9 protein-coding genes and 1 rRNA gene are annotated in these 12,886 nt (G+C 49.6%); 4 read left to right on the plus strand and 6 right to left on the minus strand.

Annotated features, from left to right (window positions below; translation table 11 throughout):
- The first annotated feature begins 13 nt into the window (after positions 1-13).
- Entirely contained in the window at positions 14-922 is a 909-nt protein-coding gene (egtD, locus tag EL645_RS01350; protein WP_126548382.1) for an L-histidine N(alpha)-methyltransferase, read from the plus strand.
- Between the two features lie 371 nt (positions 923-1,293).
- Here the strand turns inward: egtD and EL645_RS01355 are convergent, their stop codons facing one another.
- From EL645_RS01355 to EL645_RS01365, 3 genes are all read right to left on the minus strand, one after another.
- Positions 1,294-1,674, minus strand: coding sequence for a RidA family protein (locus tag EL645_RS01355; RefSeq protein WP_126548383.1), 381 nt, complete (start codon positions 1,672-1,674; stop codon positions 1,294-1,296).
- 89 nt (positions 1,675-1,763) lie between these two features.
- Positions 1,764-1,880, minus strand: a 5S ribosomal RNA gene (gene rrf, locus EL645_RS01360).
- A gap of 162 nt (positions 1,881-2,042) precedes the next feature.
- Complete coding sequence (locus EL645_RS01365) at positions 2,043-2,867, minus strand: CPBP family intramembrane glutamic endopeptidase (protein ID WP_126548384.1); 825 nt, start codon at positions 2,865-2,867, stop codon at positions 2,043-2,045.
- A 282-nt stretch (positions 2,868-3,149) separates the two neighbouring features.
- Here EL645_RS01365 and EL645_RS01370 point away from each other — a divergent pair, with 282 nt between their 5' ends.
- Both EL645_RS01370 and EL645_RS01375 read left to right on the plus strand, forming a co-directional pair.
- A complete protein-coding gene (locus EL645_RS01370; protein WP_126548385.1) occupies positions 3,150-3,668 on the plus strand; it encodes a DUF2721 domain-containing protein in 519 nt (172 codons plus the stop codon).
- Positions 3,669-4,080: 412 nt separating this feature from the next.
- Entirely contained in the window at positions 4,081-5,481 is a 1,401-nt protein-coding gene (locus EL645_RS01375) for an AAA family ATPase (protein ID WP_126548386.1), read from the plus strand.
- 137 nt (positions 5,482-5,618) lie between these two features.
- Here the strand turns inward: EL645_RS01375 and EL645_RS01380 are convergent, their stop codons facing one another.
- From EL645_RS01380 to EL645_RS01390, 3 genes are all read right to left on the minus strand, one after another.
- A complete protein-coding gene (locus tag EL645_RS01380; protein ID WP_126548387.1) occupies positions 5,619-6,995 on the minus strand; it encodes an Nramp family divalent metal transporter in 1,377 nt (458 codons plus the stop codon).
- 202 nt (positions 6,996-7,197) lie between these two features.
- Positions 7,198-11,055 (minus strand): chromosome segregation protein SMC, encoded by a 3,858-nt coding sequence (gene smc / locus EL645_RS01385; protein ID WP_136625150.1) that lies wholly within the window; start codon positions 11,053-11,055, stop codon positions 7,198-7,200.
- Positions 11,056-11,109: 54 nt separating this feature from the next.
- Positions 11,110-12,087: a methionyl-tRNA formyltransferase gene (locus EL645_RS01390; protein ID WP_126548389.1), complete on the minus strand. Its 978-nt coding sequence runs from the start codon at positions 12,085-12,087 to the stop codon at positions 11,110-11,112.
- 189 nt (positions 12,088-12,276) lie between these two features.
- Between EL645_RS01390 and EL645_RS01395 the strand changes: the two genes are divergently transcribed.
- Positions 12,277-12,747: a hypothetical protein gene (locus EL645_RS01395; protein ID WP_126548390.1), complete on the plus strand. Its 471-nt coding sequence runs from the start codon at positions 12,277-12,279 to the stop codon at positions 12,745-12,747.
- Positions 12,748-12,886 lie beyond the last annotated feature (139 nt).

The following is a 12,886-nucleotide window of genomic DNA, read 5'->3' on the forward strand; positions in this document are numbered from 1 at the left end:
CAAAACATTCCGGATGGAGATTCTGCAAGGATTACAGAAACCGATCAAAGAACTACCGAGCAAATACTTTTATGATGAGGTTGGCTCGCAACTATTCGATCGTATCACGGAACTCGATGAGTATTATCTGACTCGTACCGAGTTGCAGATTATGCAGCAGCAGATTGGCGATATCGCTGCTACGCTGGGACCACATTGTATACTCATCGAGTATGGAAGTGGACGTAGTCTGAAGACACGCCAGCTATTGGATCACCTGGAACAGCCGGTGGCCTATATGCCCATCGACATTTCCAAGGAGCATCTGCTCCAGGCTTCCGTAGAATTATCACAGTCCTATCCTCACATCGAAATTTTGCCCATTTGTGCGGATTATACCAGTAATTTTACCTTGCCCAGGCCCACACAGCCTGGAGGAAGGAAAGTTGCTTACTATCCGGGCTCGACGATTGGAAACTTTGATCGTGAACCAGCCAGAAAATTTCTGGCACAGATTGCCCGAACCTGCGGCAAAGGTGGCGGACTGCTGATCGGAGTCGATTTAAAAAAAGACTTCTCGATCCTGCACCGAGCTTATAATGATCAAGCTGGCATCACAGCCACTTTTAACCTGCACTTATTGGAGCGGCTCAACAGCGAACTGGGCACCGATTTCCAATTAGACCAGTTCGGCCATTATGCATTCTACAATCCCGGCCAGGGCCGCATCGAGATGCACCTGGTCAGCTTGAGCAAACAACAGGTACATCTAGGAAAGGAACAGATCGCCTTTCACAACTACGAGAGTATCTGGACCGAGAGTTCTTATAAGTATACGCTCGATGAGTTTGGACAGCTAGCCACCAGTGCTGGCCTCCACGTCGAGCGCATCTGGCTTGACCCCAAAGAATTCTTCAGCATCCAATACCTCTCCGTCATCTAACAATTCAACCTGTAGTGTAAACGAGAGTAAGAGTGAATTGGCAACTTCAAGTCGCCTATTCACTCTTCCCCTCACCTGGAATGCACCTCTCATTTGTAGTGATACGCCTATTCACTCTTCCCCTCACCTGGAATGCACCTCTCATTTGTAGTGATACGCCTTATCCACTCTTCCCCTCACCTGGAATGCACCTCTCATTTGTAGTGATACGCCTATTCACTCTTCCTTCACTTGGAATGCACCTCTCATTTGTAGTGATACGAGTAAACAGGCGGCCTCAGCCGCCTGTTTACTCGTATCACTACAAATGAGAGGTGAGCGCCATTGGCGCGAAGCGTAAGGCCACATACCAGCACACAACCTTCATAATGTCACTTGCCTACATAGGCAATAACATCAATCTCCACCATAAAACCAGCCAGCTGACTGCCCACCGTGGTACGAGTGGGTTTAGGATCAGAGAAATAGCTAGCATAAACCTTGTTATAATCAGCAAACAGGCTGAGATCGCTGAGATGAACAGTTGATTTAACTACATCATCCAACGTGGCCCCTCCCGCGGCGAGGATCGCTTTGATATTCTCCAGCACGCGCACCGTCTGCTCCTCAATAGTCTGGCCTACAATTTCACCAGTAGCTGGATCAATAGGTCCTTGCCCTGAAACAAAGATAAAATCGCCGGCGCGCAATCCCTGCGAATAAGCTCCACGGGGAGTAGCACCTTGCTGAGTAGAAATCTGCTGCTTTGGCATACAAAAATAACTCCTTTCATCCTAAAAGCCATGCTTAGCTTGGTAGAAATGTTTGTAAACACAAAAAAAGCCACTCATGTGGGCGGGTGAGACGGCGACTTCCTATTTTCCCACGCAGTTGCCCACGCAGTATCATCGGGGATGAAGAGCTTAACTTCCGTGTTCGGGATGGGAACGGGTGTGCCCTCTTCTCTACAGTCACCAGCTCACCTGCACATACAAGCGGCTTTCTTGACAAGGGGTATACTATCATAGCTCTACCTATCTGTCAATACCCCTCGATCAAGTTTGTTGAGTCTCACTCAAAACTCATACGGATGGTGAAGGCAGAGATGTCGCATCCAGGCCATAAGCCACGCGCATCTCTCTCACCTTACTGGGGCGCAGAATGATAACGGCATTGATGAGTAAAATAACACAGTAGACCCGGAGCCTAAAAGGGCCACATTTAATGGGATCGAGAGCACCTGGCGGGGGTTTATGGTTAATAGAATCAGGCCAGGAAAATCTTTGGCTGCATGGAGCAGGATGCCAGGCCAGATTGAGCCGGTGCGCAGGCGCAACGCTGAGAACAGAACCCCCAGACCAAAGGCGAATAAAGCCTGCCCAATGACATAATTCCAGGTAAAACCAGCGAGCACATTGCTCAGGTGGAGCAATGCGAATAAAAGGGATGAGATCAATACAGAGGGCCAGATCCCCAGGGGCAATGCGCTCCGCAGCAGTAATCCACGGAAGAAACCTTCCTCGGTAAAACCAACCAGCAACGAGGCGATCAGAGATAATATGATGAGCTGTGTACTACTTTTGGCGGCTGTGGCTGATAACCCTAATAAGGAGGGTAAGGCAATAATGATGAATGGCGCGATCAATAATGGGATATGTTTACGCTGAATGCCGCGTGTAAAACCAGCCTGCGCCCACCATCCTAAGAGCGATAAAGGGATGATGACCAGCACAGCATAAAAACACTCGCCAATGATATTCTTGACAACAAAAGATAAGTGCCAATCTTTGATAATATACTGCAAAAGATAACTAAAGATACGTGTGGCAACAATAAACAATACCAGCAGTAATATTGTAGCAAGCAAAGGACGCTGCTGGAAAAATCTGTTTAAGGCGCTGTTCTTTTCCACAACCATATTTCTGCCAGGTTGTGGCTCGTGAGGTTCAGCAGTAAGATCTTGCATGTCAACTATTTTCCTTTTATGCCCTTAATGACCAATCATAACAGTCTATATTCGACGATGTCAGTATAGCATAACGCCTCGCTATACATTAGTACGGCTGAGTATCAAAAAACATCGGCACAATCGTGTTCTATAAAAGAAAACATATACTATCAGAAAGGAGTATGCTGTTTATATTGATTCTCCAGCGAAAAAATTCTGTACAACAAAAGGTGTACGGCATATTTTCCTGTGAGATTTTTTTATGTCCTATCCATCTTACAGCATGTTTTACCTATACCTATGAATAATATCCAAAATGTTATTAGCTTAATCCTTGCCCCCGTGGTAATGATTTCGAGCTGTACCCTCTTCATGAATGGATTACTCCAACGCTATGATTCACTCAGTGCACGTCTGCGTGCGATGCATGCTGAGCATATGACGCTCTTGAGAACTATTCGAGAAGAGAACTCAGCCAATCAATGTGATCCACGCGAGATTAACAACCTTTGTAATTTAAATAAAGAACGTTTAAACGAGCTCGAAACAGAAATGCCGCACCTTTTAAAACGGCATCGACTGCAATGGAATGCAATTTTAGCTGCCGAAATCTCTATCGGCACGCTGGTCTTTAGTATGTTTGAGATCGGCTTCCATGTCATCACACATATGCCATGGGTAGAACCAGCCGCACTGTTCACCCTGCTCGTCGGGGCCTTAGTTTTCTTAACCTGTATTATGATTACTGCCGTTGAGTTCGCTACCTCACCCAAAGCAGTCACCTTTGAAATTAAGAATGGTCTGGAACTTAGTCGTTAGTAGGGTTTTATCAATGGATATAGTTAGAATAATCAGGGCCTCATTCATCATTTCGTGAATGAGGCCCTGATTATTCTGGCAGATCTTTATACAGAAACACACATACTTTCTTCTGTGGTACAAAAAATTCGCCTGCACCTTTTCTGCAAATAACAACAAAACAGTCTTATTTCACGATATACAAAAAATTCTTCGGATGTGCAAAAATTGCGCAGGAAGCAATTTTTGCACATCCGAAGAAAAAAGATGCGGGCGCGCCAGCGCACGTCCGCAAAGTACCAGAAAAAAAATGCAGAACTATTAATAAATGTGAAAAGATGACGTCTTAAAAAGAGAGCATAGTTTGCCCTTCAGATTTCCTGTAGAGCTTGCAGTTGTATGTACAAATGTGCGAGTGAAAGGTAAGACGCCAATGTCTGCGCAAGAACCAGTCGACACCAAGCAATTCTTATCCTCATTTAAAGATTTTATGGATCAGGCAGTCGACCAGGTAAAATCCGATGAACCAGTTTTTGCCACCTATCTACGCCAGCACTTTGAGACCGATCCAAAAGAACTACCAGTAATTAGCGAACAATTTGAGAAAGCGGACCAGCCTAATTTCCACATCGGTTTAACTAAATTAATCGAACTACTCGAATGGGAAACCCAGTTGATCGGGGTCATTGCTCCCAATGAATATATGGGGCTCAAAATCGCCTATCTCCTCAGTAATCAGCGCGGGGCCAAAGCCATGGAAGGGCCGGTCGAATACTCCAATGTCTACCTGCACGATGGCAGTTCGCTCGCCTGCATCCAGACAGGACTTTATCTGATCAAGCGGGATACCTATCGGCTGGCAATACTGATTTCAAGTTCACGCAATCCCTATGGGGATATCAATATCCGGCTGGAGGTAGTCGCCCGGCAACGCGAGGAAGCAGAAAATTTCTTGAGTGATCTGCGCACGGCTATGCGTCGCCATAATGTCTATCGCAGCCATGTGATCTCGATTAATACCAACAATCGGCGCTTGCTCGATGTACAATTTCACCACCTTCCTGCTATCACACGCGATAACATCATCCTGCCAGCAGGTACATTGGAACATATTGAGCGTCAGACGCTCCGCTTCGCCCATCTCAGCGAGCGGCTCAAGTTAGCCAAACGCCATATTAAGCGTGGCTTGCTACTCTATGGCCCTCCAGGAACAGGCAAGACCCTCTCTGCTATGTATATCGCCAAACAGATGCCCGACCGCACCGTCATTCTGGTCACTGGTCAGAACGCAGGCTTAATCGAGAAATCTTGCCAGATGGCGCGATTACTCCAGCCCGCAACCGTTATCATCGAGGATGTCGATCTGATCGCGGAGGAGCGCACAAGCCAGAATCAAGCCTGCAATGCCCTGCTCTTTGAACTACTCAACCAGATGGATGGCATCTCGGACGATGCGGATATCCTCTTCTTATTAACCACCAACCGTCCCGATATATTGGAACCTGCTCTGGCTGCTCGCCCAGGCCGTATCGACCTGGCCATAGAGATTCCACTGCCTGATCGAGATTGTCGGCGCCGCCTCTTTGAGCTCTATAGCGATGGTATTACCCTACAACTCCAGGATCTTGATCAAATCCTGGATCAGACCAAGGGAGTGAGCGCAACCTTTATCCGCGAGCTACTGCGAAAGGCAGCCTTGATCTCGGCTGATGAGAACCATGAACATATGCACATCGTTATTGAGGATAGCCATATCAATGCAGCCCTACGCGAGCTGATTATTGAAGGGGGCGAAATCACCAAACAACTACTAGGGGCGGGCCATTCCCACTAGCCTATTACAAACCATCGGAAACACCCTTCAAGAACGGCATAATGGTGCGCTGGCTATGATCAGCGCACCATTATGCCGTTGCTAATCAAATACAAGAAGAGATCCCTCTCTACCTGTATTGTGGCTCTATCTGTTTGCTAACTGCCAGGAGCTAACTGCGGAAAGATGGTAACGAACAAGAGATAAGCGTTCAGCAAGGCAATAATAATAGCAACACTCCAGCCTAATACCTTGAGCCAACCTGGATTGGCGAAGCGCCCCATTTTGACTTTATCATTAGTGAACTGAACCAGGGGAAAAACCGCAAAGCTCAGTTGGAACGAGAGGATTACCTGGCTCAAGATCAAAAGTTGCCCGGTACCTTTTGCTCCATAAAAATAGGTGACGATAATGGCAGGAATAATGGCAATGCTACGCGTGATCAAACGGCGTAGCCACGGTCGAAGGCGAATATTAAGAAAACCCTCCATGACAATCTGACCTGCCAGTGTACCAGTGAGGGTTGAATTTTGTCCCGATGCCAGCAAGGCAATCGCAAACACGGTACTGGCCACCGGCACACCTAGCACGGGGGATAAGAGTTGATAGGCCTGACCAATATCCGCTACGTTCGCATGCTTTGTGCCGTAAAAGGTGGCAGCAGCAACAATCAGAATGGCCGCGTTGATAAAGAAGGCGAAAAATAGCGCTCCGGTTGAATCGATGGTAGCGAATTTTATGGCCCTTGCTTTTTCTTCATGATTTCTCTCAAATGCTCTGGTCTGAACAATGCTCGAGTGCAGATAAAGATTATGGGGCATGACCGTGGCGCCCAGGATACCTATGGATACATATAAAGCACTGGGATTCATTACAATCTGTGACCTGGGGATAAAGCCAGCCAGCAAAGGCACGATGGCAGGTTGTGAGACCAAAATCTCGTAGGCAAAACAGAAGCCAATGGTAAAAATTAAGACGCCAACCAGGGCCTCGATGAAGCGAAAACCCTTGCGCTGCAAAAACAGTACCACGAAGACATCTAAGGCCGTTAAGACGACTCCCAACATCAATGGGAAGCCAAAAAGCAGGTTGAGGGCGATCGCGGAACCAATCACTTCTGCCAGGTCACAGGCCGCGATGGCAATTTCGCATAAGACCCATAAAGCAAAGGAAACGCGACGCGAATAATGATCACGACAGGCTTGGGCCAGATCGCGCCCCGTCACAATCCCCAATTTTAGTGCTAAATGCTGCAAGATAATGGCCAGCAAATTGGAAATAAGAATCACAGAAATTAAGAGGTAGCCAAATTGGGCACCACCAGCCAGGTCCGTGGCCCAGTTGCCAGGGTCCATATAGCCGACCGATACCAGCAGTCCAGGGCCCAAATAGGCCAGCATGGTAAGCCATGCGCCCTTACTTTTGTGCGGCACAGGTACAGTTGCATGAACTTCCGACAGTGAAGGGAGCATGGAAAGCCGCTTCCACCCTCCTTCGGTTGGCTGAGGGGAAGATATTGTTTCGACTTCTGCCATTGCATAGTCCTTTCGTATCCATACCTTGTTTATTGTTAACTACATCTCTATCAACTGCGCGCAAGTAGATATTTTTATTTACTAAAAATTATTCTATCTACTAATCTTAAATTTGTCAAAAAATTTTAAAATGAATTTTTACCATGCTAAAATTTTTACTTTAAAAAGAGGGGCACATCCCTCTACTAGCTCAAAAGCAGTTTTAGCGACTGGCGGAGGCGGGTACCTGTTCGAGGCGCAATGAGAGAAGGCGGGAGGCGCTTTCACGCATGGTGACACCGTAGATGGCCTGGGCCGCGGTCATGGTCACACGATTATGGGTGATTACAATAAATTGGGTGCGCTGGGCCAGCCGCTTCAGGATGTCACAGAAGCGCGTAACATTGGATTCGTCGAGAGCGGCATCTACTTCATCCAACAAACAGAATGGCGGTGGATTGATCTCCAGCAAAGAGAAGAGTAGGGCAGCTGAGACCAGTGCTCGTTCACCGCCTGAGAGCAATGAGAGATCCTGTACTTTTTTACCGGGAGGCTGGACGATGACCTCGACCCCACCGGGCATGCTGGAAGGTGGAACCCCCTCTTCTTCGCTACCTTTAGCGGCCATTAACTCCAGGCGTGCCGTGCCGCCATTAAAGAGGGTGGTAAAGTGTTCTTTGAAACGTGTGTTGACCGCCTGGAAGGTCTCTTCAAATTGCCGGGCCATGGTGACATCAAGCTGGCTGATAATAGTATAGAGTTGTTGCGCGGCCTGATCCAGATCAGCTATCTGCGATGAGAGAAAATCATAGCGCGTTTTAGTCTCTGTGTATAATTGTGGCGCATTCACATCACAGCCTCCCATGGCCTTAATCCGACTGCGCAGAGATTCAATGCGACGCCGGTACTTGCGCAGCTGCGTCTCTTCTTCTTCCGTTAGCTGATCGACTACACCCACCTGAACCTGGGCACCATTCTGTACAGCCACAGCCAGCTCGGCGTGGTCATTACTCTTTGCTTGAGAATGTCCAGGCTGCCCATTCTGGCCATTCAATGCTTCGCTGGAAACAACACCATCGACAACTTCACCTGCCTGCTGCATATGCCGTGTTAACTCTTCCGGATCTGTAATGCCCATCTCTTCTTGTAATTGTGCGAGCAGGGTCTCCAGCGCATCGCGTGCTTTTTGGCTATCCAACAGAGAACGACGATAGGTTGCTTCCAATTCACGCGTGCTCTGCTGCATCTTGCTGCGTTGCTGCTCCTGAGACAGAATTTGCTGCTCAACCTCGGCCAGGGTACCCTCTACAACACGTAGCTCCTCGGTCAGGGTCTGTGCGCGTTGCCGGGCCTCTTCTAGATCTGTACGTTGCCGGGTGATCGACTCTTGCAAGCTCTGATGCTGCTGTTCCGCTTCTTTGATACGCGTAACCTGTTGTTGAACCTGTGTTTTTAGGTCCTGGGCCTGGGTTTGCAGCGTTGAGAGTTGCTGGCGCAGTGAACGTGCCTCCTGCCGTTTAACAGCCAGGGCTGTACGCTCCCGCCCCAATTCATCCTGCTGCCGCCGATAGCTGGTCGCTCGCTCCTCCATCTCGATTTGAAGCTCCTCAACCAGTCCGGTCATCTCCCGCTGCGACTTCTCGTGGGTACGTGCGCGTTCCTGAGCTGCGGTCACTTCTTGCTCCAGACCCGCCACTTCTGACGCCAGTTGCTGCTCAATCGAGGCCGCCAGCCGAATCTCGGTCTGGACGCGTTCCAGTTCACGCTGGGAGGCATTCAAGCCTTTATTGATTTCATTGATGCGACCAACAACCTTCTGCAGTTCTTTCTCAGTTGTATTCTGCTCGGCGCGCCGCCCTTCCTGTTTCCGCTGCGCCTCACTCATCATGTCATGCAACTGATTGATCATAAGATTGATCTCGTCCAGGTGCTGTGGTAGCTCACGCAACTCACGCTCATGAGCCAGCAAGCCTTGTTGTGCCCCTGCTTTGCCATTGCCACCCGTCAGCCAACCATCCAGGTGCAGAACCTCCCCATCCAGGGTAACCAGAGATGTAAAAGGTAGATCGCTATCAGAGGAGATACTTAGTTCCATGCCCCAGGCCAATAACTCATGGGCCGCGGCAAGATCCTGGGCCAACACCACACCATGCAAGAGGCGTAGAAAGATTGGGATAAAGCGGGTCTCACATCTGAGATGTTTCCACGCGAAGCCCAGGATGCGTGGCTGTAATTCAGGGACCGTTTCCAGGTAACGCTGCAGCACACGTTCTTCCACCTGGCCCTGAATAGTGCGCACCTCCTGGATATCCTCGTCCTCATCCTCTTCAATGCGCTCCATCCAGATAATCATGGCCCGGCCTGCCTGCGTCTTCTGGAGATACGCGAGGCCACGTTGCGCATCTGCCAGGGTTTGTACCACGACAGCTTGCATATAGGGGCCAAGGGCAGCCTCGAGGGCCATTTCCATTCCACTGGAGACGACACCTAATTGCGGCACAGGACCAACCAGGCCGCTGATAGAGTCGGCGGGTGCACGCAGCAGTGCCCGCACGCCATCGCTATAGCCGCTGAGACTCTGGCGCCAGTTTTTAAGCATATTCAGGCGATCTACGGTGGTGCGCTTACGGCGCTCGGCCTCGGCCAGGGTGCCTTTCATACGCTCCAGTTCCTGCTGAGCGTCAGCGATGGCTTTGGAGATACTTTGTTTACGCTGGAGCAGTTGTTGCTCTTCGGTGCGCACCGTCTCCAGCCGACCACGCTCCTCAACCAGTCGACCCTCCAGGGTCCGCTGGGATTGCTGGGACTGGGAGATTGTGTCTCGGCGGCTGGCCAGGGTGCGGTTGCGCTCTCCCAGCTGCTTCTGCAAACGCCCTAGCTCGGTCTGGGTTGAACCCAGGCGCGCCTGTACCTGCACCAGATCGCTCTGGGCCGAGCGCAGGCGGCGCTCATCCATCTCATATTCTTTCTGCGCCTGTGCGACTTTGCCTTCTAAGCTGGCCAGTTGGGTTGAGCCATTATCAACCGCCTCGTCCGCCAGGTCACATTGCTCTTCTAGATCGATAGATTGCTTTTGTAGTGCAATCGAGCGCTCCCGTAAACGGCGCTCTTCCGCCTGAATATCGTTGCGCTGTCGCTCAAGACCTCCAATGCGCTCTTCGTTCACCGCCAGGTCGCGCTCCAATCTGCGTACCAATTCATTGGCTTTATCGCAGGCGATACGCGCCTCGCTGATCTTCGTCTGAATCTGCTGCCGCTTGCTGCGTAGTGTCTGCGACTGCTCGGTGAGCATCTGTAACGCCACCTCGCCCTGGCGGACCTTCTGACCCTGTTCCCGCTCTGCGCGCTCGGCGTACTCGCGCGTCACATGTAAGCGCCGCCACTGCAGCGCATACCATGAGAGCAATACATCATGCAACTCATCATTCAACTGCGAGAACTCTACAGCCCGTTTGGCCTGCTCAGCCAGAGGAGCCAGGCGCGGCTCGATCTCACTCACAATATCGCGCAGACGTTCAACGTTCTGTTCGGTCTGCTTCAAACGATTCTCGGCATCAGTACGCTGCACCTGAAAAGGACGGATACCGGCGGCATCCTCGAATAGCGCGCGTCGCTCCTCAGCCCTCAAACTCAAGGCTGCATCAATCAGGCCCTGGCCCACCACGGTATAAGAATCATGCCCAATCCGCGCCTGCGCCAGTAGCAATAAGACATCTTTAAGGCGGACCTTTTGCTTATTGATAAGGTATTCATTCTCGCCTGAACGGTAGCTACGCCGTGTAACGGTGATCTCACTGTATTCGGAGGGCACCCAGCCAGTGCTGTTATCGAGTGTAAGCGATACCTCTGCCATCCCGAGCGGCGCTTTCCCCTGTCCCCCCGCAAAGATAATGTCGTCACTTTTCTTCCCACGTAACTGCCGCATACTCTGCTCACCCAGTACCCAGCGCATAGAGTCTGCTACATTGGATTTCCCAGCACCATTGGGCCCTACCACCGCCGTAATACCAGGGCTAAATTCGAGAAAGGTTCGCGAGGCAAAACTCTTGAACCCAAGCATTTCTAGTCGTTTAAGATACACTGCCTGGCTTTATCCTCTTCCTGCAACATGTCAAAAAACACATCATCTAGTCTATCAAATACAGTATACTCGCAGGTGGCCGTCGCGACAGACAATTGTCGCTTCCCCATGACCATCTTGCTGTATAGCATCCATAATCTTCATTTCAGCATGAAAACTATAAGAAATGGCGTCGCTCGCTAACAGATAACGATCCTGGCACAGAACTTCAACTGGCCGCTCGACACTGGCGACACCACGAATAAAGTTATATAGATGTCTTGCTCCCCATTCATGAGCATTCACTACATATTCATTGTCACCTGGATAAGGATGATAACTACTCATTGCTTCGTCCTGGGGTTGAGCATGGCTATGGCCAGCGACCAGATCTTGCACGGTCTGTGCTAATAATTGTGCGCCACGCCGGGCGCAGAGCGCCTCCAACTCTTCATAACGAATTCCCTCGGGCACCGCAATAGCTTCTTGTGCCAGGATTGGGCCGCTATCCAATTTATCAGTGAGTTGATGGATCGTGACACCGGTCTGCTCTTCACCGGCCAGCAAGGTCCAAAAAATTGGGAGTGGACCACGATTGGCTGGCAGCAACGAAGGGTGCACATTCAGACTACCCAGGCGCGGTAAGTTCAGGATAGAAGACGGAATGATCTTTGAGAAGCAGGCCACGCAAAGAATATCAGCCTGATAAGCAGAGAGGGTCGCCAGCGTCTCTGGATCGTTCAGTTTGCGCACCTGCCAGACTGGTATAGAGTGAGCCCAGGCTTGCTGAACAAGAGAAAGTGTTGGAGTAGTCGAGAGCATGGGCAACGCGCCACGCAATTGGCGAGCAGGAGTTTTCGGCAGGATAGCCGGAGCGACATGAATGCCGGGTAGCGAGCCTCCGTCCGCTGGAATAACAACCGCGCAGACCTCGATTCCATGCTGGATGAGTGCCTCTAGTACAGGTAGAGAAAAATCACATTCCATGCCCATGAAAAGGGCACGCGTCCCTGATGAAGAAGCTTCTGGCATCTTTCCTACCCTCTTAGCCATGCTGCTCACCTGCCATTTACTGCACGCAAGCAAACAAAAGTTCAAAAAAAATAGTAACAAATATCAGCTTCCCTGTCAAACAAGCTTTCTTGTACACTGAAAGGGGAACGCAGCACCTCATAAAGGCGTCCTTATTATGACGATAATTTTATTCGAGATATCACATCTACCCGCACAGGAGAAAGCTGTATGCCAAAATCTATTCTTTGGCTGCGTACATGTATTTTATTGCTCTGCCTGATCCTGATAGGATGTGGTAATGCACAAACAAATACTACACAGGAGAAGCTGGAGAAAAATGCACTTAATTATGCCTCTTTTGTAAAAAAATTACAGGCTGTCGGTGTATCTGGTACGAAAGCAGATGCGCAAAATAGTGATTTTTTCTCTGGCACACCCTATGGGCTGCTGATCAAAGGTGAAAGGGTCTCTATCTTCGAATATCTCACCAGTGAAGATGCGCAAAATGAGGCTAAACGTATCTCCTCACAGGGGGATATCATACAAAAAAGTTCCAGCGGATCTGCCGTTATCGATTGGGTAGCACCGCCTCATTTCTATAGATCCGGACGACTGATTGTTTTATATGTGGGAAATAAGCAACCAGTTATCTCATTATTACAATCTATCCTCGGACCACAATTTGCTGGCGGCGTTTAAGAGCACCTCACAAAATGACTTAAAGAATAGCGTGCAAAAATGGCTGTCGACATAGTACAATAAGAAGTAAGTGGCTATGGGGCATTCATTGTCAAACGTTTTCCATTAACGGCAAGTGCGAGCTGCTCAATGGTCTTTT

The organism is Dictyobacter kobayashii, from assembly GCF_003967555.1.
Lineage (GTDB): Bacteria > Chloroflexota > Ktedonobacteria > Ktedonobacterales > Ktedonobacteraceae > Dictyobacter > Dictyobacter kobayashii.

Excerpts from the sequence above, each read along its gene's own strand:
- EL645_RS01380 (WP_126548387.1), bottom strand. The coding sequence starts at position 6,995 with ATGGCAGAAGTCGAAACAATATCTTCCCCTCAGCCAACCGAAGGAGGG.
- EL645_RS01395 (WP_126548390.1), top strand. The coding sequence starts at position 12,277 with ATGCCAAAATCTATTCTTTGGCTGCGTACATGTATTTTATTGCTCTGC.
- egtD (WP_126548382.1), top strand. The coding sequence starts at position 14 with ATGGAGATTCTGCAAGGATTACAGAAACCGATCAAAGAACTACCGAGC.
- EL645_RS01390 (WP_126548389.1), bottom strand. The coding sequence starts at position 12,087 with ATGGCTAAGAGGGTAGGAAAGATGCCAGAAGCTTCTTCATCAGGGACG.
- EL645_RS01365 (WP_126548384.1), bottom strand. The coding sequence starts at position 2,867 with ATGCAAGATCTTACTGCTGAACCTCACGAGCCACAACCTGGCAGAAAT.
- EL645_RS01370 (WP_126548385.1), top strand. The coding sequence starts at position 3,150 with ATGAATAATATCCAAAATGTTATTAGCTTAATCCTTGCCCCCGTGGTA.
- EL645_RS01375 (WP_126548386.1), top strand. The coding sequence starts at position 4,081 with ATGTCTGCGCAAGAACCAGTCGACACCAAGCAATTCTTATCCTCATTT.
- EL645_RS01355 (WP_126548383.1), bottom strand. The coding sequence starts at position 1,674 with ATGCCAAAGCAGCAGATTTCTACTCAGCAAGGTGCTACTCCCCGTGGA.